Genomic DNA, 22,328 nt, shown 5'->3' with positions numbered 1-22,328 from the left:
TCCTTATTGGCGGTCCAGCTGCGGATAATCCCGCGCAGCGGCCTCGGCACTGATCTTGCCGGCCTGCAGATCGGCGCGGATTTCGGCGACCGCACGTTCTGCCGGTGCGCCGTAGCCACCTGCGCCGGGGGTTTCAATCACCGCTTGCGACGACGAGGGCAGGAAGACCTTGCTGGCCTTGGAGCTCAGCCGTTCCTGCGTGCCATTGGCATCGACCACATGGAAGGAGCCCGCCGCGCCGTCATGGCCGCCAAAGACCCCCCAGGGACGGTGCCGGAACCGCTCGCCCACGCCGTTGAATTCGCAGTCATGGCCGACCGGGGTGATGACCCGGCGGATGCCCATGCCGCCCCGATGCCGCCCGGCGCCGCCGGTGTCGGGGATCAGCGCATATTCCTCGACGCGCAGCGGGTATTCCAGCTCGATCGCTTCGACAGGAAGATTCGAGGTATTGGTGATATGGACCTGCACCCCGTCCTTGCCGTCATGCCGCGCCCGCGCGCCCATGCCGCCGCCCAGCGTTTCAAGATAGACATACATCTGGCCGGTGCGGGGATCGGTGCCGGTGAACACCGCCGATGTATTCGCGCCATTCGCGGCGCCGATCACCTTTTCGGGCACCACCGGGGCCAGCGCCCCCAGCACGCAATCGACCACGCGCTGGCACGAGTTGGCCCGCATCGCCACCGCCGCCGGCGCCACGCAATTCACAAAGCTGCCGGGCGGCGCGACAATCTCGATTGCATCGAAAATGCCCTGGTTGGTCGGCACTTCGCTGTCGAGCAGCGCCTTGAGCGAATAGCAGATCGCCGATTGGGTCGCGTTATAGGTCAGGTTGAAATTGCCCTTCACCTGCGGATCGGTGCCGGTGAAGTCAAAGCGGATGGTCTCGCCCTGTTTGACCACGGTCAGGTGGATGCGGATGCTATCGGTGCTGATTCCGTCATCATCCATATAATCGGTGAAGCTCCAGCTGCCGTCAGGCAGGCCGGCAATCGCATTTCGCATGCGCAATTCGGTGCGCGAGATGATCGCCTCGAAGATGGCGCGCAGCCGGTTGCCACCGTGATCCGAGAGGATGTCCAGCAGGCGCGACTCGCCAAGGCGGCAGGCGGCGATCTGGGCATTGAGATCGCCGCGACGCTCGTCAGGCAGGCGCATGTTCAGCAAAAGAAGGCGCATGATCTCGTCGCTGCGGGTGCCGCGCCGGTAAAGCCGCACGACCGGGATGCGCAGACCTTCTTTGTAGATCTCGTCAAGCCCGCCCGACATCGAGCCGACCGCCGCGCCGCCCACATCGGCGTGGTGGATGATATTGGCAACAAAGCCCAGCAGACGGTCGCCATCGAAAACCGGCACCGCCATGTTGATATCGGGCAGATGGGTGCCGCCCGCGACATGGGGGTCATTGGCAATGAACAGATCGCCCGGGCCGATATCATCGCCATATTGCGCGATCAGCTCTGTCATCATGCCGCCCATCGAGGCGAGGTGAACCGGCAGCGACATCTCGGCCTGGACGATCAGCCGGCCCGTGGCATCGGCAATCGCGGTCGAATGGTCGTGGCGCTCTTTCACATTCGAGGAAAAGGCGCTGCGCATGATGGTGATGAAACACTCATCCGCGATGGATTTCAGCCCGTTCCAGGTGATTTCGAGCGTGATCGGATCGACTTCGGTCTCAGACATTGGAGAGCTCCATGATCATGTTCAGCGCCTCGTCGACCCGGATTTCGGCGCCGGGCGGCACGACGGTCGTGCTGTCAAGCTGGGTGATGATGGCGGGGCCGGCGATCACCGTCCCGGCAGGCAGACCCGCCCGGCGATACATCGGCGTTGATTGGGCACCCTGGTCGGTGAACCAGACATCCACCTCCTGGAAGGGCAGGGTATCCGGCTCGGCATGGGTGTTGCTGGTCTCGGCCTGGGCGAGGCGTGCGGTTGCCCGCAGGCGGATATTCACCATCTCGACCGGGGCATCCGGATCGGCATGGCCATAGCTGCGGCTGTATTCGGCCAGGAAGGCCGCGCGCAAAGCATCCACATCGGGGCAGGCCGGGGCGCTGGCACCGGTCCAGACTTCGACCGAAAGCTCGTAATTCTGGCCCATATAGCGCATGTCGAAGCTGAGGATCATCTGGCGGTCGGTCGCAGCCCCGGCCTCGGTCGCGAACCATTCGGCGGCCCGCGCATCCAGCGCGTCCAGCTCTGTCTGCACCACCGAGAGGTCACCTGCGATCGCGGTGCGGCAATTTGCGACGAAATCCTCCTGCAGATCGGCAAGGATCAGACCCTCGGCGCAAAGGATCCCCGGCGCGCGCGGCACGATGATCCGCTTCATCCCAAGCGCCAGCGCGACATCTGCGGCATGGAGGCCCCCGGCCCCGCCAAAGGGCATCAGTGCAAAGCGGCGCGGATCATAGCCCTTTTCAATCGAGACGACACGGATCGCCCGGGTCATATTGGCGGTCACGATGCCGATGATCCCCAGAGCGGCGCGTTCAAGGCTGACGCCCAGCGTCTCGGCCAGCGGGCGGATCGCCGCAATGGCGCGGCCGCGGTCGATGGTCATGCCGCCCCCGGCCAGTTCCCGCGGCAGACGGCCCAGCAGCACATTGGCATCCGAGACGGTGGGCAGCGTGCCACCGCGCCCGTAGCAGGCCGGCCCCGGCACCGCCCCGGCGCTTTCCGGCCCCACTTTCATCAGCCCGTCAGTGCCGATCTGCGCAATCGAGCCCCCACCGGCCCCGACAGTATGGATATCGACCATTGGCAGACGGATGCGGAAGCCGGAAATGTCGCGGGTGCTGGCCAGCGCGGTCTTGCCGTCGCGGATCAGGCAGACATCGGTCGAGGTGCCGCCGATATCGAGCGTGATCACGTCGCCCATATTCGACAGCGCCCCGGCCCCCGAAGCGCCCACGGCCCCCGCCGCAGGGCCGGAAAGCGCGGTCCGCACCGGCAGCTGCGAGGCGCGTTCCACCTTCATCAGCCCGCCGCTCGACTGGAAGATCCCGAAATCGGCCTCGGGCGCGACGCTGCGCACTTCGGCTTGCAGGCGGTTCATATAGCGCGTGACTTCGGGCTGCAGGAAAGCGTTGATCAGTGTGGTCGAGAACCGCTCATATTCGCGGAATTCGGGCTGCACTTCGGAAGAGACCGTCACGAAGATGCCCGGGAAGGCCTCGCGCAGGGCGGCGGCGATCCGCTCTTCATGGGCAGGGTTGAGGAAAGAGAAGATCAGGCAGACGGCAATCGCCTCGATCCCTTCCGCCGCGCCGATTTCCGCGATCAGCCCGGCGATTGCGGCTTCGGTGAGATCGGTGATGACCTGGCCTTCCGGCCCGATCCGTTCGGCGATTTCAAAACGCAGGCTGCGCCCGGCCAGGGTCGGCGGCGCATCCGCCTGCAGGTCATAGATCAGCGGGCGGGTCTGGCGGCCGATTTCAAGCAGGTCGCGGAAGCCTTTGGTGGTCACAACCGCCACCCGCGCGCCTTTGCGCTGCAGCAGCGCATTGGTCGCGACTGTGGTGCCATGGGCAAAGCGGCTGATATCCGACGGCGAGATCCCATGCAGCTCGGTCAGTTCTCGCAGGCCCGACAGAATCGCGCGGGAAGGGTCGTCCGGCGTCGAGGGCCGCTTATGGACCACACCGCGACCGGTCGAGACCTCCTTGGCGCAAAAATCGGTGAACGTCCCCCCGACATCACATCCCACAATCCAGTTCGGCATAGCTCGTGTCCATCGTATCTGGGCCCCCAGAGGAGGAGGAGGCTTCGGGCTGGATTAAGTATACATTTTGGACACCAGTAAAGAGGCAATTTTTCAGATCTCTGGAAATTCGACGTAACCATCTGACATATCACAGTATAATTATATGATACTCTAACCAAAGATGCCTGTCTGCGGCTCTTACGCGATGCGTCTGCGCGAAAGTTTCCGTTGAAAAGACAGGTCGCGGCCTGTGCCCACGCCTGGTCGGCGCCTGATGCAAACCGCGCCATGAGGATCTGGTCAGGCGCTGATCGGGCGCGGTGGCACCGAGGCGCGATGGCCCAGCGATACTGTGTTCTGATACCGGGACCGGCCCCACCGGATCGCTGCGACGGCGGCGGGTCCTGTTCTGTGAGGCAAGCGGCGCCTATAATGTCCCACGCACAAAGGCAGGTTCAGGGAGGTGGGGGATAGAGCTGCGCTTCAGAAGGGCTTCTTTCGCGGTGATCACAGCGCTGCTGGTGGTCGCAGCTGTCGGGGTCTTTTCCTGGCGGATGGCGGCGCGGGAGCTGAACGCCGGAGCGCTGCATCTCGAGATCGGACTCGCGGAAAAGCTCGCGCAGCATGAGGCGCATCTGACGGCGCTTTCCGCCGTGATCCGCACGGCGGTCGAACAGGGATCCGGCCTCACCGGTGAGAACGCCCAGGCTGTGCAAGGGCTTGCGGTGGCGATCCTGGAATTCTACCCGCGCATCATCGGTGTCAGCGTCTCGGCGGATGATGGCAGCCAGGTGATCGGCTTTGGAACTCCGGCCGGGCCGGCCCCGATGCCCGATGAACCCGCGCCACCCCCCCTTGCCCATCCCGGCGCCACACAGACGGCGGCAGGCCCCCGGGCCGGAACCTATCTTATCTGCAAGCTGGTCCGTCCCGGCCTTGTGGTCCGGCTGGAGATTGATGCCCGCCGGATGCTGGACGAAGCCGCAATCCCCTCTGGGCTGAACGCATCCCTTTCCCTTCGCGAGACCATTCTGACGCCGCGCGAGAGCGTCACATCCGCGCCGTTCCGCCTGTCACTAAGCCGCCAGATCGCCAATCCCACCCAGCCGCTGCGGCTGGATCTTGTGCTGTCGCCCGGCCTTGCGCAGATCCTGCCTTTGCCTGTCCTGGCGCCGCTCCTGGCGTTTGCTGCGGTGCTCCTGTGGCTGAGCTGGCGCAGAATCGATGCCCGCCGGAATGCGCGCCTGCAAGACCAGAAGCTTGCCCTGCCGGAGCAGGAGGCGCGCATGGCCCATGCCGCACGGATCGGGCTTTTGGGGGAAATGGCCTCGGGGATCGCGCATGAGCTGTCGCAGCCGGTGGCGGCGCTTTCGGGGCAAAGCCAGGCGGCGAAACGGGCCCTGGCGCTGGACATGCCCGAGATCCTTGCCGAAGCCATCGACGCCAATATCCGCGAGGCCCGGCGCGCGGGTGATATTCTGGGCCGGATGCGCGCCTATATCGGCGGCACGCCGGTCGCGCCCCGGGCCTGGCCCCTGCGCAAGGCGCTGGAGGATGCGCTGCAACTGATCCGCCCCGAGCTGGACCGGCGCGGGATCGCGCTGCGGGTGGATCTGAGCGGTGAGGCCACCATCCGCGTCGACCATGTGGTGTTCCAGCAGGTGCTGCACAATCTGCTGATGAATGCCGCCGAGGCGATGGCGCAAACCGCTGCGCCGGTGATTTCCATCACCACAGGCGCGGCGGGCGCGGGCATGGTCGCCCTGCCTGTGGCCGATAACGGGCCGTCTTACCGCCGGCAACGACCCCGCAACCGGCGGCGCGGTTTTCACCCTTTTGCTGCCGGAAGAGGGGCGTGATGATCTATCTCGTTGATGACGATGCCGCCGTCCGCCAGGCGATGACGCTTTTGCTGCGCACCTATCACAAAGAGGTCGCGGGCTTTCCCGATGGCCCGCATCTTCTGGCCCATCTCGACACCGCCCGGCCCGGTGTGCTGCTGCTGGATCTGCGCATGCCGGTGATCAGCCGGCTGCAACTGATTGATCAGCTGGGGCAGCGCGGCATTCGCTGGCCCGCGATCATGGTGACCGGTCACATTCGTTCGCATTCGGATACTTCAATCATGGGGCGGCTTCGTTTCTCAAAGCTGGACAGGATTCAGCGCGACAGGATGATTGCGGCAATCAGGGCCGGAGAGAGGCGTCACGGCGATTGCCGAGGCGTTCGGTGTCAGCCGCCGGACGGTCTACAACTACAAGGCCCGCGCCGAGGAAGTGGAGTTGCAGTCACGGACTGCGGTTCTCACGGTTAGGCTGAACAAGCCCGATCTGGCGGCCCTCGATGCTCTGGCCGAGAAGCACGGTGTGTCACGGGCAGACCTTGCCCGCGCAGTGCTGTTGCGGTCCGTTGACGTGTTTCAGGCGGAACCGCGAGAGACGGAGGCAATCTTGAGCCTGACGCAGCAGGTCCATGGCCTAGGCTCCAGACTCATTAACCATCAAATCCAGAATAGGACTGTCGCGGCGAGGGCTATTGCTGAGAGGAAGACGATGGGGCATCTGTCGTAGCGTGTTGCCACGCGTCTCCAGTCCTTGAGCCTTCCGAACATGATCTCGATGCGGTTTCGACGTTTGTAGCGGCGCTTGTCGTATCGAACTGTCTTCTTGCGGGTTTTCCGGCCCGGGATACAGGCGCTTATGCCCTTGTCTTTCAACGCATCTCTGAACCAATCGGCATCGTAGCCCCGATCGGTCATTCTGAATAGCCCCGAGTTTCTTAGACGCCTTCGCATCTCATCTTCTGCTGCCGTTCGAACTCGGCGGGCGACAGCATCCCGTTCCTCGCATGCTTGCGCTTTGGATTTTAGAACATCTCGATGTAATCGAACACGTCCTGCCTTGCGTCTTCGCGGGTCCGGTAGGTCCTGCGCCTGATCCGCTCGCGCTTGAGGAGGTTGAAGAAACTCTCGGCGACCGCGTTGTCGTGGCAGTTGCCGCGGCGGCTCATCGAATGCTCAAGATTGTGGGCGCGTGAGGCAACGCAGCCCAATCCATGCAGGTCGAACTGGCTGCCCTGATCGGAGTGGATCAGCACCTTTCCCTTCGGTTTGCGCCGCCAGACAACCCAGCAGGATAGCCGCGTACGAGAAGGACATGCCGAGCGAGACGACAGGATTTTCCGATGGGATACACCACCTGACGGCGGGCACCCGTCCGAAGATTTCAGATGCCGGTGCTATGCGCGCCCGCTTGGGATCGGGGGGTGCTGGCTGAGGGTCGAACCCTCTGTTGATGCTTTTATCGCCGATCTCGAGCTGTGGGAGGGTAATGTTGACTAAATGTATCTTGATACAAGAGGCTTTGTGACGGTTGGAAAGGGGAAAATGATACCGAATGCGGACAGCGCGGTCTCATTACCATTTCGGGTTCGTGCGACGGGGGAGCTGGCTGCGGATGAGGAAATTCGAGCAGAGTTTGAGCTGATACATGGAATGACGCCGTTGCAGGCGAGAGGGGCCGCATTTTATGATGATTTAACAGATCTTTACCTGTCTCAGGAGGTAATAGACCTGTTGGTGTCTGAGCATGTGCGGGGAGATTTCGAGGCGATGCTGCGTCTCTATCCCGGCTTTGGAAACTTGCCTCTGTCAGCTCAGATTGCCCTGTGGGAAATGATCTACAATCTTGGTCCCGCAGGGTTGAGGCAGTTTCGTATGTTGCGACAGGCTATTTTGGATGAAGATTGGCCTGCGGCGGCGGCGCAGTCGCACAGAAATGGACCAAGCGATGAACGAAACACCTCTGTTTTCGATCTCTTCATGGACGCGGGTAACGATCCTTAAATTCGGTCTTTTGCTCTGGTTCGGAGTTTATTTTTCACAGCAAGTTTCAGCCGACACCGTGCTGTTCGGAAAGTTCCCGGATGTGCCAGAAAACAGTTTGGTTTCTGGCGTCTTCCCAGTCCTCGCAGAAGATATTCGAGCGGTTTTTCAGGACGCTGACGGGTGCGAAGATGTTTTGGGCGCTAAAGCTGTTCGGCTGCGGGATGGATTGCGCACCACTTCTGTCGCGGCCGCAACCCTGCGCGCTGAGTGCTGGGCGGTTTTGCAGCTTGACCCAGGCGCATCTGTGGTGGCCGCCGGGCCGCAGGATGGAATTCCACCCGACATCGTGTGGGAGGTTATGGCCTGGGCTGAACGCCTTTCGCTCGAAAACGAGGAATGGGCGAAGACTTTGATGGTCATTCCAAAGGGGACGCTGCTTTGCGAGGCATCCTCTGGATGCAGATTGGAGCGTCCTGACGGCCACAATCCTCCCGAGGAAGCCCTGCATTTTGACCTGATGGCCGCAGCCGGGGAGACGCGTTTCATCATGGTGACGCAGATGGTCTATGGCAGGGCCGGGTTTGTCTATGCCCTGCGCTGGCAGCAAGATGCGGGCGCGGTGGTTGCTGTTTTTCCCAAGTTTTGACCCTTACCACGGCCACCAGCTGCGCCGCTTCTGAGGCGCTGCCAAAAGGCCTGTGGCGCGCTCTTCGGCACGGTCGGGCCTGCCGCGCAGATCATCAATTGTCGCCTGCATCTGATCGCGTTCCCGCAACCGTTCCCGTTCCAGAATTTCCAACTGCAATCTGAGGGTTGCATGGTGTTCTTCGGCGGGTTGCGTATCGTGCGACGGCATGGTCTGAGCAACGGTCGACGGAAACACCCTGTGCAATTCGGATGGCTCTATCTCATAACTGCCGCTGCCAGTCTTGATCGCTGTTATCGTTCCTGATCTGATCGTCCTCAGGATGGTAGATTTTGCTTTTCCGGTGGCTTTTGCAGCCGTTCCCAGAGTGTATCTCATGGGGTTGCGCATCGCGTCATTGCACCTGTTTCATCGGGTTCGACGCAACCCCGTAGGATTGTATCTTCGGGGTGGCAGTGGTGAGGTCGCGCCCGGCTTCATTCATACCTGACCAACCTTTACGCAGAAGTCCGAAAACACCTTTTCGATGTTCACAGCGTCCAGCCTGATGGAGCGGTCCCGGCAGAAACGCCGGAAGTCAGACGCGATCAGCTCGTTGACCTTGTTGCAACCCGCCGCCCTTTTCAATTCGATCCAGCGCGGACTGTAGGTGATGCCGCCGGTTTCGGGGAAGGCGAGCACGGGCGTTTCGGCCGCACCGCTGCGACGAACTTCGCGCCCCAGCTTGGAGCCTGCCAGTTCGCGCTTGGCCGCACCGGGATCGTCCTTGACCTGCCAGCCGATTGTGATGCGCGCCACGGTGCGCCCAATCTTGTTAGGTGTGGCCGTGAGGGTCATCCGCGAAAGCTGGTTGATCTCGTCAATCGCGGGTTTGAGCGCCTTCTGGGTCAGGTTCGAGAAGCGTTCCAGCTTGCCTTCCGGCACCCCCAAAAGCGCCCGTAACTCCGGCACAGTGAAAGTCCTGGCATTGATCCGGTCGAGGTTCACCAGGCTGGCGATATGCTGGAACAGCAGTACAGAATACTTGCTGCCAAGGTGGAACACGGTTGGCGGTCAGGGATGGCCCAGTGATTGGACGCCTCGGCCATATCACGAAACATCCGCCCGAAATACCACGACAGCGGCGTGTCGCCGCTGAGCGGGTCTTTCCGGTTCAAAACGGCATGATCGAGAAGCCCACCGATCACGACGCGCTGGTTGTCGTCGATTGGATCGCCTTCACGGATCACCACCGCCCGCAACTCCTCAAACAGCGGCGTTAGGCTTTGGCGGTCGTGGTTCTTCATGCCGTCGATTGCGCGGATGTCGGCAAGCCGTATCTCATGACGCACATCGTCCGCCATGCGCCCGGCAGCCGTAGCGAGGCGCAACTGGCCGCCGATTTGCAGCGCGACGAGACGCGGCAGCTGTTGTCACTGCTGACGCAGCGCGAGGCCGAGGTGCTGGAAATGGTCGCGCGCGGGCTTGGCAGCAAGGATATCGCCACCGCCCTGCACCTCTCGGTGCGCACGGTTGACAGCCACCGCGCGGCGATTGCGGCAAAGCCCGGCACCGCAGCCGTGGCGGAACAGACCCGCGCCTGGATCTCGCTGCATCCGTAATCCTACCGATCCCTCCCCGTTATCCGGCGAATATGGCGCAAAGCCTGCCCCGGTTAGGGTGGGGGCATCAGCATTATGAGGGGATAATATGAAAACGATCATCAGCGCCGCAGCCATCGCCTGTTTTGCCCTGCCGGTCATGGCGCAGGACATTGTCGAACTCCGCAGCCTCGGCACCGGTCTGGCGGTCGAGATTGCCACCGCCACGGTCGCGGCCTGTGCCGCAGACGGCCATAATGTCGCGGCGGCAGTGACCGACCGCGCGGGCATCCTGCTGGCGCTTGTGCGGGCCGAGGCTGCGGGCAATCACACCGCGACTGCCGCCACCGCCAAGGCCTATACATCGGCCGCGTCGCGCAGCCCGACCAGCGGCATGGCCAAAACGGCCGCCGAGAACCCGGGCGTCGCCGGTCTGGCCGATATCCCGGGTTTCCTCGTGCTGGCGGGTGGTGTGCCGGTGCGGGCAGGCGATCAGGTCATCGGCGCGGTCGGGGTCGGTGGGGCACCGGGTGGTCATCTTGATGAGGCCTGCGCCAACAAGGCGCTTGATCAGTTCGCCGACCGGCTGAAATGATACCAGGGCCTGCGGGGGCGTAACGCTGCGCCCCCGCAGGCCGCCACAGCGAAAAGCGGGGCAATGCGATGCGGATGATGATACTTGCGGGAGTTCTGATCATGAGCGGGCCTATGGCACAGGCGGATATTCTGGCAGCCGTCAGCGCGGGAGATATCGTCGCGCTGGAACGGGCGATTGCCGCCGGCGAGACTGTCGACCTGCAGAATGCCTCCGGCCAGACCGCGCTTCTGGTGGCGGTCTGGAAGAACGACATCCCTGCGGCCCGGCTTTTGCTGGCCGCCGGCGCAGATGTGAACGCGAAAGACAACCAGCAGGACAGCCCCTATCTCGTGGCCGGTGCCGAGGGCCGCAGCGAGATCCTCGCGATGATCCTGCGGCATGGCGCCGATCTGCGCAGCACCAACCGCTTTGGCGGCACCGCCCTGATCCCCGCCGCCGAGAAAGGTCATCCCGACGCGGTGGCGCAACTGATCCGGGCCGGGGTCGATGTGAACCATGTCAACCGGCTCGGCTGGACCGCGCTGATGGAGGCTGTGGTCCTGACCGATGGCGGCCCGGTCCATCAGGAGATCATCGCGCAGCTGCTGGCGGCGGGGGCCGATCCGGCGATCCCCGACCGCGACGGCATCACCGCGCTGGAACATGCGCAGGCGCGTGGGTTCACGAAGATCGCCGAGATGATCGCGCGGCATAAGTGACAGCCCGCCCGGCCCGCCCTATCAGGAGGGGAACAGGCCGCCCTCATCTGCGCCAAGTTCGATGGTCAGGGAGATATGGCGCGGGCGCGTCAGCGCGAAAATCGACGCCTCCACCACATCCCGGCTCGTCGCCCGCATGCTTTTCAGCCGGGTGCCGCTTGCGGCCCAGCTCTGCTCGCCAGGCACCGCCTCGTCGAGATAAGGCGGGTTCACCAGGATCGAGCGGAACTTCCCGCCTCTGAACTCTTGCCTCAGCCCTTCGGCAAGCGCCACCTGGCCACGTTTGGCGGCATAAAACGGCACAGAAACCGTCTGCAGCGCCGCATTCGGCAGGCCGCTGATCGAGCCAATGGTCAGAATATCGGGCGCGTCGGACAGCTGCATCAAAGGCCGCAGCCCCTGCACCAGCAGGAATGTCCCCGTAATCGCGGCATTGACGACCGCCATCACCTCGGCTTCGGCATAGGGGGCCTGGCTGGCTTCAAGCCACATCGCGCCATTGTTGATCAGGATATCGACCGGGGTCTGAAATGTTGCGATCCGCGCCACGGCCTCCGTGACGCTTGCCGTATCGGCAAGATCCAGCGCCACGGTTTGCGCAGGATTGCCTCCGTGGTTAAGCACGGACCTGGCGACGGCTGCGAGATCAGCCTCGCGCCGTCCACACAGGATGAGATTGCATCCCAATGGGGCCAGTGACAGGGCAAAAGCCGCGCCAAGCCCCCGCCCGGCACCGGTGATGACCACTGTTTTCCCGCTCAGATCCATCTCTGCACCTCTCACCGGCTTTGCCCCAATTTCCTGCCAGAGCGCCCCGTTTCTTTCAGACGACTGACCGCTGCCATTGCCTATCCGAGCGCGCTGCCCGCCGCCACAGCATTGCAGCACGCAGGGTGTGACCCAACGCGGCAGATCTGGAGGCAGGTTCCGGGTGTGACGGCGTGACGGGGAATGCGCGGGGCCGGTTCCTCAGGCCGCAGACCGGGGCCGCCTCGCGCGTTTGCGGGGCTGCGCATCGGGAAGCGGCAGTGCGGGCACATCCTGCAAGGCTGCTTCCACGGCACCTTCCAGGGATGTCTCAACAAAATCCGCGCCCAGGGAACGGGCTTCGGCCAGCTTTGCGGGATCAACCGGCGCCGGACCCGCAGACCCTTCAAGGATCAGATCTTTCGGCATCTGCCAGATCACGATGCCAAGACGCAGCCCCGCGCGCAGCCGTTTGATCCGCCTGATATGCAGCAGTGAGGCCCGTGTGGGCGTTGAATCCAGGAAACACAGGATCACACAATCGGTTTCCGCAAGGTTAAGAGCCGCAAGCCCGCCGGGCGTAAGATCCATATAGGATCTGTGGAGGACCTCGGCGCCTTCCTCCTGCAGGGATTGGGCAAGGATCGCCGCCGAGACATCATCTATGGGCCAGCGCCCGCCGAAACAGGTGATGCGCAGCTGCGGCGCAGCCTGCGCTTCGCCGGCGTCTTCGGCCATCAGCGCCCCGATATCCGACACAACTGCCATCCCGACCCCGGCAAGCCTGCTCTCCTGTCCGGGCGAGAGCACACCGCGGTCGCGATCATCCTGGGCCATCAACAGGGCCGGAAGTGCTACATCACGGTGGAATTCGGCCGCACTCATATCCTCAAGCAACTCTTCCGCACGCGAGGCCGCCTCGATCCGGTCGCCTGACAGCAAGCGCTGATAAAACCTCTGGTGACTTGCCAGGACCGGCTCATCCCCGAACAGGATATCGAACAGTTCAAATTGTGGGATGTGACGGCCAAGGACGACAAGACACACGGTCAGCGGGGTTGAAAGGACAAGGCCAAGCGGCCCCCAGAGAAAGGTCCAGAAGATCGCAGAGACGATGATCGCCAGCGAGCTCACGCCGGTATTTGCGCCATAAAGCCAGGGTTCGATGATATTGGAGGTGATGAGTTCGACGACGGCAAAAAGCGCGGCGGTGTAGAGAACCGCAGACCAGTCAGAGGAAACCGCGAAGGCGAGGAACAGCGGGAAGGCTGCTGCAAGAACCGAGCCTATATAAGGGACGAAGCGCAGCACCAGCGTCAGCAATCCCCAAAGTGCGGCATTCGGCACCCCGATCAGCCAAAGACCGATCCCGATCGGCAGCGCATAGATGGCATTGACCAGCAACTGCATCAGAAGATAGCTGCCAACTCTGCCGCCCGCTTCCTCGAGAACCTGGGTGGTCCGGTGCAGATCGGCGGTGCCCACCAGGCGGATGAACCTGTCACGCAGCCTGTCGCGCTCCAGCAACATGAAGATCACCAGCACGATCACAAGACCGGTGGTCGCGATGGGGCTGACGAGCGGGACCACCAGGCTTTGCAGGATTTCAAGCGGGTTGCTGGGCTGCACCACCTGCACCGGCATGGGCTGGGCCGCTGCCGTGCCTTCTCCCGGCAGGACGCCACTTATTTCAGAATTGATCGAGGCCGCCATCTCCATCAGGCGCGACATCAGGCTGGCCTCGCCCGAAGCGCTCTGGATCGCATCAAGCTTGCTGATGATATTTGCCTGGAAGCTGGGCAGTTTCACCGCGAGGTCTGCCAGCTGATAAAAGACAATCAGGCTGAGCAGGCCGATCACGCTGAAGGCAAGTGCCGTGGCCAGCAGGACAGAGGTCAGCATCGGCAGGCCCATCCTGCGCGCCCCCGAAACCAGCGGTGACAGCGCGAAGGCGATCAGCATCGCGATGGCGATGGGCAGGAAGACATCCTGCGCAACATAAAGGACGGCGGCGACCGCGACGATGGTCGCCATCCGGGGAAGGGTGATCCTTCCGACCGAAGATGAGGCGCTTTCAATCAGAGAAGGTGTTTCCGACATTTGTCACCTGCGCCAACATTACCATGCGTCACATAAATCACGACAGGTCCGGACCTTTTGACCTGCCATTCTCGCTTTCGGGCGTGTCGAAATGCGCCGTCACAACAAACTGTGCCTCATGGCGCGGGGCTGCGTCAGTCCTGCACGGTTCGCGCCGATAGTCACCGGCGGCTTGCAGTGTGGCAAGGCAAAAGATCAGCGCAGTCACCGAATGACTGACCGGGCTGAGAACGCAGGCGGTCGCTGAAACTGGCGTGGTCGCACCGATGAAGCAATATGGAACCGCTGTGCCGATGGACAGTCGCGACGCGTTCGCGGCAAGGACCCCGGAGGCCTTGTGGCCGATGCCGGAAAACAGGGCCACGATCCGCAAAATGGTGCGTCTCCTGCCACTGCGAGCCGCAAAAGTACCGTTACCTGTCGGTTTCCCTGGCGCCCCTGTTCCGGTTTGCCCTGCGTCTTCATGCGCCTTACCGAAGGACCGGGTCCGACAAGAACCTCGCCCGGGTGAACCCGTCAAGGATGGTCAGGCGGTGAAGGCGCGCTCCATCATCGCTCAGGCCCCCCGGCGGCGGTGCGTTTCGACCGGATGCGGGTGTCGCCAGGCGCGGCCGTTGCTGTCAGCCTGTCGCACGCCTTCTTTCGCCGGTCTGCAATTTAAGCACGATCTCCAGCAGCTTGTCCTGATCCACCGGTTTGGTCAGCAAGGGGGCGTCCTGAAAGTCACGCGGCAGCTGATCCCGGCTGTAGCCGCTGATGAAACAGAACGGCACGCCGCGCAGCCGCAATGTATGGGCAACCACATCCACCGGCGCGCCGCGCAGATTGCCATCCAGCAGCGCGAAGTCGAAATCCAGCGTGCGCGCCGCGACCATCGCCTCGTCAAGACTGGCCGCGATCTTCACCACCCGGGCGCCGGCATCCTCGAGCACGTCGGAAAGCTCCATCGAGATCAGCGGCTCATCCTCGACCAGCAAGACCCGGCTGTCCTTGATGCCATCGCGCTGCGGCAGGCCCGGGCGATCGATCCTGGTCTCAGCGCTGCGCTGCGCGCCGTCCGGGCCAAAGCCGGAATGGATCATGATCCGCCAGATCACCCCGGCCTTGTTCCAGTCAACCTCGACCCGGCCATCGCCGACCCCGTTCTGGATCAGATCGGAGCCAAAGCCACGCCGTGTCGGCGCGGTAACCGGGGGGCCGCCGGTTTCCTGCCAGGTCAGGCTCAGCCCTTCGGGGCCAATGGTCCAGGACAGGCTCACTCGCCCCAGGGCCCGACCCGAAGCCTGCGACAGGGCACCATATTTTGCCGCATTGGTCCCCAGCTCATGCAAGATCAGCGCAAGGCGCAGCGTCACTTCCGGCGACAGGGCCACATCGGGCCCGCTGACGTCAATGAAATCGCGGTCGAGCGTGCCGGCTTCGATCTGATCCGTGACCAGTTGCCCCAGAGACGCCTTGGACCAGGTGACATCCGAGAGGATGGAATGCGCGCGCGCCAGCGCCTGGAGCCGGCCTGAAAACCGCAGATTGAACTCTGGCAGGGTGGTTGAGGTGCGCAGCGTCTGCCGCATGATTGCCTGCACATTGGCCAGCGTGTTCTTGATCCGGTGGTTCAGTTCGCCGACCAGAAGGGCGCGGACCTTTTCGGCCTGATGACGCTCGGTTGTCTCGAGCACCTGCAGGGAAAGCGAAGGGCTGCCAGTTGCCGGGTCGATCACCACCGAACCATAGATTTCGCAATTGATCTCGCCCTTCGCGCCGGTGGCGACGGCCTCGGCACTGTGTCGGGCAACCGTCCCGGCGCCGGCGATCCAGTCTCTGAACTGCGCCAGGGTCTCGGGCCGGAAACAGCCGGCCTCGCCCAGATCGCCGCCCAGAAGCCGGCCCGCACCGATGCCGAAAATCCGCTCGGCACCGCCCGACCAGCCAAGCAGGTTCAGGCTGGCATCGCATTCGATCACCCCAAGCGGCGAGTTGTCGGCATGGGCCCGCAGCGTGGCAATCGCGAGATCGCGCGCCTGGGCGCTTTCGCGCAGCTCGTCGCGCTGATGCTCGAGGTTGATGGTCTGTTGGGCCAGCCGGTAGAAAACCTCGGCTTTCGAGCGCAGGATGATCGGGTCAATCGGCTTGTAAATATAGTCAATTCCGCCGGCCTCATAGCCCTGGAAATGACGGATCTCATTGTGATCGGCGGCCGTGACGAAGATGATCGGGATCTCGCGGGTCCGCGCGCTGCCGCGCATCAGTTCGGCCAGTTCATAGCCATTGGTGCCGGGCATCTGGACATCGACAAAGGCCAGACGGAAGTCATAGCGCAGCATCAGCTCCAGCGCTTCGGTTGCCGAACGCGCCTTATGGAGCTCCAGCCCGTCGCGGCGCAGCAACGTCTCCAGCGCGAGCAGATTCTCGGGGAGATCGTCAACCAGCAGGAAACGGATGGCTTTATTGGGCATTTTCAAACTTTTCGATATTCGTGCGGCGCCAGATGCGCTCACCCTCATCATGGGCGCTGAAGGCCGGTTTAATCTTTGAGAACCGCAGTGTCTCATGCGAGCCAAGGCCAAGGAAGCCACCGCGCACCAGCGAGTCAGCGAAAAGCCCCAGAACGCGGTTCTGGAGGGTTTCATCGAAATAGATCAGCACGTTGCGGCACGAGATCAGATGCATTTCGGAAAATACCTGATCGGTCGCGAGGTCATGTTCGGAGAACAGCGTGCGCTGCCGCAGATGGCGGTGGAATGCGGCACCGCGATAGGCCGCGGTGTAATAATCTGACAGCGTCGTCTTGCCGCCGGCCGCGCGATAATTCTCGCTGAACTTTGGAATGCGCCCGGTTTCATAGATCCCCGCCGAGGCTTTGCTGAGCGCGCGGCGGTTGATTTCGGTCGCATAGAACATGGTGCGATCCAGCAGGCCCTCTTCGGCGAAGAGAATGGCCAGCGAATAGAGCTCCTCGCCATTGGCGCAGCCCGGCACCCAGACCTTCAGCGAAGGGAAAGTCTGCAGATGCGGGATAACCTTCTGGCGCAGGGCCAGGTAATAGCCCGGATCGCGGAACAGATCGCTGACCTGGACCGTCATGGCGTCAATCACGTCATGCAAAAGCTCCGGCTCGCGCAGCACCCGCGCTTGCATCGCCGAAATGCTGTCACAGCCGAGACGGGTCCGCGCCACCTCCACCCGCCGCACAAGCGACGAACGGGCGTAAGCGCTGAAATCATAATGATAGCGCCGCCGGAGCGCCTCCAGAAACAGATCCGTTTCAATATCGCTGATCTTGTCACTGCCTGAAACCGGGGTCGTCATTTCGGCATCCAGACCCTTATCAGCGACAGAAGTTTGTCAACATCAAGCGGTTTGGCGAGGTAGTCATTCGCCCCGGCGGCGAGGCATTTGGCCTGATCATCGGCCATGGCTTTCGCCGTCAGCATGATGATCGGCAAGGTCCGCCATTTCGAAATGCGCCGGATCTCTTTGGTCGCGGTCAGCCCGTCCATTTCAGGCATCATCACATCCATCAGCACCAGATCGACCGGAGGCTCGGCACCGTCCGTCACCCGGCCCAGCATATCCAGCGCCTCGCGGCCATTGCGGGCGATGCGGATATCGACGCCATGCGGCTCCAGCACCCCGGTCAGGGCGTAGATATTGCGCACATCATCCTCGACCACAAGGATGCGGCGCCCGTCCAGTTCCGAATCGCGGTTCAGCGAGGCCGCCAGCATATCGCGCTGACGCTGTGGCAGATCCGAGACCACCTGATGCAGGAACAGCGTCACCTCATCAATCAGCCGCTCGGGTGATTTCGCACCTTTGACGATGATCGATTGCGAATGGCGGCGCAGGCGCTGCTCCTCGGCTTCGGAGAGCGCGCGGGCCGTATAGACGATCACCGGCGGGAAAGAGGCGGTCTCATCCTGGCTGAGCTGTTCGAGAAGGTCGAACCCCGTCCCGTCGGGCAGGTTCATATCCAGCACGATACAGTCGAAAGTCTTGTTGCGGCAGGCGGTCAGCGCGGCAGCTGTTGTCGCGGCACCGGTGACCTCGACCGCGTCCGAGCCGAGAAGCGCCTTGATCCCCGACAGCTGCGCCGGATCATCCTCGACCACCAGCAGGCGGCGGATCCGGCTGTTGGCCTGGAATTCGATACTGTCGAGCGCCTCGATCAGGGATTCGCGCGCCACCGGCTTCATCAGGTAATTCACCGCGCCCTTCGCCATGGCATCACGGGTGTGATCTGCGGCTGAGACGACATGGACCGGAATATGCCGGGTCGCGGGCGCGCGCTTCAGGCGGTCCAGCACCGTCAGGCCGGAATGATCGGGCAGGCCCATATCCAGGATCACGCCCACCGGCAGATAGGTCTGCGCAGCCCGGACCGCATCATCGGCGCTGCTGACCACAATCGCGCGGAAGCCGCGCTCATGCGCAAGATCAAGCAGGATGCGGGCAAAGGCCGGATCATCCTCGACGATCAGCAGGCTGCGGTCATCCTCGCCCAGCTCGCTGCGATCGTCACTCAGATCAATGATCTGGCCCATGCCGCGCTCCGGTATGGGCCGCGGCTCTTCTGCGCGCGGGGCGGCGGGCTTCAGCCCGGGCCGCAGCTCTGCCGGCGGGCGTTCATCAAGGTCTTTCAGCGTTTTCGGCAGCAAGAGCGAGAAGACGCTCCCCTTGCCGGGCGCGCTTTCCAGTGTGATCTGCCCTTCCAGCAGATCGGCGAGATCGCGCGAGATCGCAAGGCCAAGACCGGTGCCGCCAAAGCGGCGCGAGATCGAGCCATCCGCCTGGCGGAACGCTTCGAACACGGCCTTGTGCTGCTCGGGATCGATGCCGATGCCGGTATCCTTCACCCGGAAGCGCACGCCCTCGCCCTCGCGCGTCAGCGACAGCGTGACCGCGCCATGATCGGTGAATTTCAGCGCATTGCCGACGAAATTGCGCAGGATCTGCTCGACCCGCGAGGGGTCGGTGATGATGCCCGGAATATCTCCGGCAATCTCGGTCTCAAACTTCAGGCCCTTTTCCGACGCCGCGAAGGTGAAAGCGCGCGCGATGCGCTGCACAATGTCGCGCGGATCGCTGGGCTCGGGCGAGATTTCAACCTTACCGGCCTCGATCCGGGCCAGATCCAGGATGTCATTGATCAGCCGCAGCAGATCTTTGCCCGAGCTTTCCACCGTTTCGGCCCAGCGGACCTGTTCGCCCGTCAGATTGCCACCACGGTTTTCGCTGAGCAGCCGCGCCATGATCAAAAGCGCATTCAGCGGCGTGCGCAGCTCATGCGACATATTGGCGACGAATTCGGATTTGTAGCGGCTTTCACGGGCCAGCTCCTCGGCCTGTTCGGCCAGCTTGCGCCCGGTGGCCGCCAGGGTGTCGCGCTGCTCTTCCATCTCGGCAGTCTGTTGCTCAAGCTGGGCGTTCTGTTCTTCCAGCGCCGCCTGCTGATCCCGCAGCAGCCCTTCGCTGCGCTTGAGCGCCTCGGTCTGTTCCTCCAGTTCGGCATTGGTGTCGGCCAGCCGCTCGGAATGGCTGCGCAATTCCTCGGATTGCTGGCGGGTCTCATCCAGCAGCTGCTGCACTTCCTCGCGGTACAAAGCCGAGCGCAACTCGACCCCTGCCTTGTCGCCGAGGCTTTCGATCAATTCCCGCTCCGCGTCGGTCGGCTCGCGGTCAAGGCCGATCTCGATCACCCCATTGACCACGCCATTCTCGCGGGTGGGCACGATCACCGAACAGGCGGCCCGACCCCGCATCAGCCCCGACCCCCAGTCAAGCGCCGCCTCACCCGGCGCCATCAGCACCACGGTTTCATTGCCCTGCAATGCCCGGCGCAGATGACCGGCCTGGCGGCCAGGCTGCCCCTCATGCAGAGCCTCGGCCGTGTTGGCGGTTCCCCAGGACGCGACGGGGATCAGGCTGTCCTGCTGCTTTTCCCACAGGACCGCCGCCCGCGCCCCAAGCGCCCCGGCGACCAGCCGCAGCGTGTTCTCGCCGATCTGCACCCGGCTCAGATCGCCCTCGAGAGCTTTTGCCAGCGCCATCTCGATGCTCTTGCGCCAGTCCTCGGCCGCGATGCGCAGGCGGTTTCGCACCATGAATGTCCCGGCCACGGCCAGAAATATCAGCGATGCCGAGGCGAGACTGCGGTTCGACAGCGCGATTGCAACGTCGTTCTCGCGCTCATCCAGCACATAGCCGAGGATCAGCATCACTATGCCCACCACCGCAATCGCTGAGGGCAGCCAGAGGTACCGCAGCGAGAAGCTGATCGCGAGCGCCAGCAGATAGCCCAGCCAGACCGCATGGCCCAGCGGGATATTCAGATCAGCGATGAAGCTGATCAGCATAATCGCCACAATGACGACCAGGCCTGAAACGTTGAGATACTCTTTGCTGTCAGTCTTCATCCTGGTCTCTCCCCGCAACCTGGTCCGGCAGCGCCATAGTTACATGACTATTCCTTAGCGGGTTCATAATAACAGACGATCACGCTATGGGAGTAAGCCGAAATGCCTTGAAAAGCCAGCCCGGGGCGCAAGGATACTGATGGCATTTTGGATTTCGCGGATGTGCATGGCGTTCGCCGTGAACGCGCCTGGGGCCTGTTCACGTGGTGATTCCGCGACAGGGCCGCGCGCTGAGTGCCGTTCCTTGTCAGGGAAAGCCCGGTTCGGGTCTGCCGCGATCCGGGCGGCATGACGCAAAAGTCGCCGGCTTTTGCGCTGGCGATCTCGCCGCATGACCCGATCTGCACCGGCAGCCGGGAGTTCGGCCTTCCGGTTTTCGGGTTTCCGGCCCGGACAGGATTGCCCGGGCCGCAAGGAATGCCGCGCTCAGAGCAGGGCTTTGCTTTTGGTCTCGGGGGCCCAAAGGATGGACATCACCAGCCCCAGCAAAGGGAGGCCCGCCATGATCAGCAGCGCCGCCGATGCGCCAAGGGTCTCAAGCGCATAGGGCAGGAGATAAACCGCCGCTGCCGCCGAGATCCGCGAGAAGGCCGCCGAGAACCCAACCCCGGTCGAGCGCAGATGCGTGTCGAAAATCTCGGCGGGATAGACATACTGGATGTTATTGGCCGCAGGCGCGACAAACATATAGACCGCGAAAAGGCCGACAATCACCCAGATCGGCGCCTGGGGGAACAGACCGATCGCCAGCAGCGTCACGAACATCACCGCGAAGGTGGAAATGACGAAATGGCGGCGGCTGAGCCAGGCGATCAGGAAAAGGCCGAAAACTGCCCCGAGGATCTGCACGAGGTTCAGCCAGATATCAACCGTGGTCTGATCCTCGATCCCGAGCGAGTCGAATACCGGCCCGATAAAGGTGAAGATCGCGAAGAACGGCCCCACCTGGCAGAACCAGAACAGCCCGGAATAGAGATGCTGGCGGACATTCGGCCCTTTCAGCAATTCACGCGCTGAAGGCTGGTTGAGCTTCAGCTCCACATCGGGGATTGCAAAGCCCTTGCCGAAATGGCGTTCGACCACAGCCTGCGCCTCGGCGTCGCGGCCGCGCGCCTTCAGCCACATCGGCGTTTCCGGCAGGCCTATGCGCAGCAAAAACACCAGAAGGGCCGGAATCGCGCTGGTTGCCAGCAAGAGCCGCCAGTTGTCGCCGGAATAGATCAGGTTGCCATAGACAAAGGCGATGGTGAACCCGACCTGCCAGCCCACGGCAAAGCTGCCCAGCAACACGCCCCGCCCTTTGCGGCGCGAGAATTCGGCAAGAACCGAGGTGCCGACCGCATATTCCACCCCGACCGCCAGACCAAGCGCAAGGCGCAAGAGCACCAGCTGCCAGACCTCCTGCACGAAAAGCTGCAAGACCGAGAGCAGAACGAAAGCCAGCAGATTCCAGGAAAACACCGGCCTGCGGCCAAAGCGGTCGGCCAGGTTGCCAAAGAACAGCCCGCCGATAAAGACGCCGATCAGGGCACTTGCCGCGATCAGCCCCTGACCCAGGGCGGAAAGCTCCATCTCCTGTTTCGCAAGTGCCAGGGCCGGTCCGACAATCCCCAGCACATAGCCGTCAAGCGCGGCGCCCCCAAGAACCGCCGCCGCCGCGAGGATATGGACGGGCCGCATGGGCGCCTCATCCAGCCGTATCAGGCCAGGCCCGCCCGTTTCAGTTTGTGAAGCCATGCTCCCCCCAGAGAATTAATTGCCTTGCTGCCTCCCCCGTGGACTGTCTGCCGCCTGTGTCCGTGACGGAGTGTCGGGTACATGGGCCGGTGTCCTGCCTCAGCCAGGCCACAGGTATGGGTTCCTCCTTTTTTGGGCATCACAGAGGGACTGACCGATCAAAATGCGACCACCTGCAACAGCGGACGCCATTTTCGGCGCCTTGTTCTGCAGCCTCTCGGATCAGCGCCTGTCTGCCTGGCCTAAAAGGCGCGTGCAGGGTTCGCGG

The 22,328-nt window shown here is 63.0% G+C and carries 21 protein-coding genes and 2 pseudogenes; 9 read left to right on the top strand and 14 right to left on the bottom strand.

What is annotated here, in order from left to right; genetic code table 11:
• Positions 1–3: 3 nt before the first annotated feature.
• Complete coding sequence (locus JC607_RS17790; protein WP_198838236.1) at positions 4–1,689, bottom strand: hydantoinase B/oxoprolinase family protein; 1,686 nt, start codon at positions 1,687–1,689, stop codon at positions 4–6.
• Positions 1,682–3,733, bottom strand: coding sequence for a hydantoinase/oxoprolinase family protein (locus JC607_RS17785; protein WP_198838235.1), 2,052 nt, complete (start codon positions 3,731–3,733; stop codon positions 1,682–1,684). The genes JC607_RS17790 and JC607_RS17785 overlap by 8 nt, the downstream gene beginning before the upstream one ends.
• Before the next feature lie 485 nt (positions 3,734–4,218).
• Between JC607_RS17785 and JC607_RS26120 the strand changes: the two genes are divergently transcribed.
• The 3 genes from JC607_RS26120 to JC607_RS26115 are packed head-to-tail and all read left to right on the top strand — an operon-like array spanning position 4,219 to position 6,285.
• Positions 4,219–5,574, top strand: coding sequence for a histidine kinase dimerization/phospho-acceptor domain-containing protein (locus JC607_RS26120; RefSeq protein WP_198838234.1), 1,356 nt, complete (start codon positions 4,219–4,221; stop codon positions 5,572–5,574).
• Complete coding sequence (locus JC607_RS17775; RefSeq protein WP_198838233.1) at positions 5,574–6,029, top strand: response regulator transcription factor; 456 nt, start codon at positions 5,574–5,576, stop codon at positions 6,027–6,029. The genes JC607_RS26120 and JC607_RS17775 overlap by 1 nt, the downstream gene beginning before the upstream one ends.
• Complete coding sequence (locus tag JC607_RS26115; protein ID WP_370584863.1) at positions 5,992–6,285, top strand: ribbon-helix-helix protein, CopG family; 294 nt, start codon at positions 5,992–5,994, stop codon at positions 6,283–6,285. Before JC607_RS17775 ends, JC607_RS26115 begins: the two co-directional genes overlap by 38 nt.
• Here the strand turns inward: JC607_RS26115 and JC607_RS17765 are convergent.
• Positions 6,216–6,473: pseudogene (locus JC607_RS17765) on the bottom strand (transposase); the annotation flags it as partial. The gene JC607_RS26115 and the pseudogene JC607_RS17765 sit on opposite strands and share 70 nt — an antisense overlap.
• Before the next feature lie 20 nt (positions 6,474–6,493).
• Positions 6,494–6,838, bottom strand: a pseudogene (locus JC607_RS17760) (IS3 family transposase); the annotation flags it as partial.
• Between JC607_RS17760 and JC607_RS26110 the strand changes: the two are divergent.
• Genes JC607_RS26110 through JC607_RS17745 form a run of 3 tightly spaced genes read left to right on the top strand, consistent with a single transcriptional unit; the run spans position 6,825 to position 8,187 of the window.
• Positions 6,825–7,055 (top strand): phage minor head protein, encoded by a 231-nt coding sequence (locus tag JC607_RS26110; RefSeq protein WP_198838231.1) that lies wholly within the window; start codon positions 6,825–6,827, stop codon positions 7,053–7,055. The pseudogene JC607_RS17760 and the gene JC607_RS26110 overlap by 14 nt on opposite strands.
• The gene (locus JC607_RS17750; protein ID WP_198838230.1) at positions 7,056–7,559 is read left to right on the top strand and encodes a hypothetical protein; all 504 of its coding nucleotides are present in this window, start codon (positions 7,056–7,058) and stop codon (positions 7,557–7,559) included.
• Positions 7,504–8,187, top strand: a complete 684-nt coding sequence (locus JC607_RS17745; protein ID WP_198838229.1) for a hypothetical protein — start codon at positions 7,504–7,506, stop codon at positions 8,185–8,187. Before JC607_RS17750 ends, JC607_RS17745 begins: the two co-directional genes overlap by 56 nt.
• Before the next feature lie 3 nt (positions 8,188–8,190).
• Here the strand turns inward: JC607_RS17745 and JC607_RS17740 are convergent, their stop codons facing one another.
• The 3 genes from JC607_RS17740 to JC607_RS17730 all read right to left on the bottom strand — a co-directional run bounded on the left by JC607_RS17740 (position 8,191) and on the right by JC607_RS17730 (position 9,530).
• Complete coding sequence (locus JC607_RS17740; RefSeq protein ID WP_198838228.1) at positions 8,191–8,565, bottom strand: hypothetical protein; 375 nt, start codon at positions 8,563–8,565, stop codon at positions 8,191–8,193.
• Positions 8,566–8,667: 102 nt separating this feature from the next.
• Positions 8,668–9,231 (bottom strand): replication initiation protein, encoded by a 564-nt coding sequence (locus JC607_RS17735; protein ID WP_198838227.1) that lies wholly within the window; start codon positions 9,229–9,231, stop codon positions 8,668–8,670.
• Entirely contained in the window at positions 9,171–9,530 is a 360-nt protein-coding gene (locus tag JC607_RS17730) for a hypothetical protein (protein ID WP_198838226.1), read from the bottom strand. Before JC607_RS17730 ends, JC607_RS17735 begins: the two co-directional genes overlap by 61 nt.
• Between JC607_RS17730 and JC607_RS17725 the strand changes: the two genes are divergently transcribed.
• From JC607_RS17725 to JC607_RS17715, 3 genes are all read left to right on the top strand, one after another.
• The gene (locus JC607_RS17725) at positions 9,510–9,788 is read left to right on the top strand and encodes a LuxR C-terminal-related transcriptional regulator (RefSeq protein ID WP_198838225.1); all 279 of its coding nucleotides are present in this window, start codon (positions 9,510–9,512) and stop codon (positions 9,786–9,788) included. The genes JC607_RS17730 and JC607_RS17725 overlap by 21 nt on opposite strands.
• 88 nt (positions 9,789–9,876) lie before the next feature.
• The gene (locus JC607_RS17720) at positions 9,877–10,362 is read left to right on the top strand and encodes a heme-binding protein (RefSeq protein WP_198838224.1); all 486 of its coding nucleotides are present in this window, start codon (positions 9,877–9,879) and stop codon (positions 10,360–10,362) included.
• A gap of 101 nt (positions 10,363–10,463) precedes the next feature.
• Positions 10,464–11,063, top strand: coding sequence for an ankyrin repeat domain-containing protein (locus JC607_RS17715; RefSeq protein WP_233092981.1), 600 nt, complete (start codon positions 10,464–10,466; stop codon positions 11,061–11,063).
• A 21-nt stretch (positions 11,064–11,084) separates the two neighbouring features.
• Here JC607_RS17715 and JC607_RS17710 read toward each other — a convergent pair whose 3' ends face one another.
• The 7 genes from JC607_RS17710 to JC607_RS17680 all read right to left on the bottom strand — a co-directional run bounded on the left by JC607_RS17710 (position 11,085) and on the right by JC607_RS17680 (position 22,003).
• The gene (locus tag JC607_RS17710; RefSeq protein WP_198838222.1) at positions 11,085–11,831 is read right to left on the bottom strand and encodes an SDR family oxidoreductase; all 747 of its coding nucleotides are present in this window, start codon (positions 11,829–11,831) and stop codon (positions 11,085–11,087) included.
• A gap of 201 nt (positions 11,832–12,032) precedes the next feature.
• A complete protein-coding gene (locus JC607_RS17705) occupies positions 12,033–13,910 on the bottom strand; it encodes an AI-2E family transporter (protein WP_198838221.1) in 1,878 nt (625 codons plus the stop codon).
• Between the two features lie 37 nt (positions 13,911–13,947).
• Positions 13,948–14,283: a hypothetical protein gene (locus tag JC607_RS17700; RefSeq protein ID WP_198838220.1), complete on the bottom strand. Its 336-nt coding sequence runs from the start codon at positions 14,281–14,283 to the stop codon at positions 13,948–13,950.
• A gap of 247 nt (positions 14,284–14,530) precedes the next feature.
• A complete protein-coding gene (locus JC607_RS17695; protein ID WP_198838219.1) occupies positions 14,531–16,363 on the bottom strand; it encodes a response regulator in 1,833 nt (610 codons plus the stop codon).
• The gene (locus JC607_RS17690) at positions 16,353–17,216 is read right to left on the bottom strand and encodes a protein-glutamate O-methyltransferase CheR (RefSeq protein ID WP_198838218.1); all 864 of its coding nucleotides are present in this window, start codon (positions 17,214–17,216) and stop codon (positions 16,353–16,355) included. Before JC607_RS17690 ends, JC607_RS17695 begins: the two co-directional genes overlap by 11 nt.
• Positions 17,213–20,323, bottom strand: a complete 3,111-nt coding sequence (locus JC607_RS17685) for a response regulator (protein WP_233092980.1) — start codon at positions 20,321–20,323, stop codon at positions 17,213–17,215. The genes JC607_RS17690 and JC607_RS17685 overlap by 4 nt, the downstream gene beginning before the upstream one ends.
• A gap of 426 nt (positions 20,324–20,749) precedes the next feature.
• Positions 20,750–22,003, bottom strand: a complete 1,254-nt coding sequence (locus JC607_RS17680) for an MFS transporter (RefSeq protein WP_233092979.1) — start codon at positions 22,001–22,003, stop codon at positions 20,750–20,752.
• Positions 22,004–22,328 lie beyond the last annotated feature (325 nt).

This window comes from Paracoccus sp. IB05 (genome assembly GCF_016405985.1).
Taxonomy (GTDB): Bacteria; Pseudomonadota; Alphaproteobacteria; order Rhodobacterales; family Rhodobacteraceae; genus Pseudogemmobacter.
The sequence above is the reverse complement of the archived record's forward strand: the minus strand, read 5'-3'. Positions and strand labels throughout refer to the sequence as shown.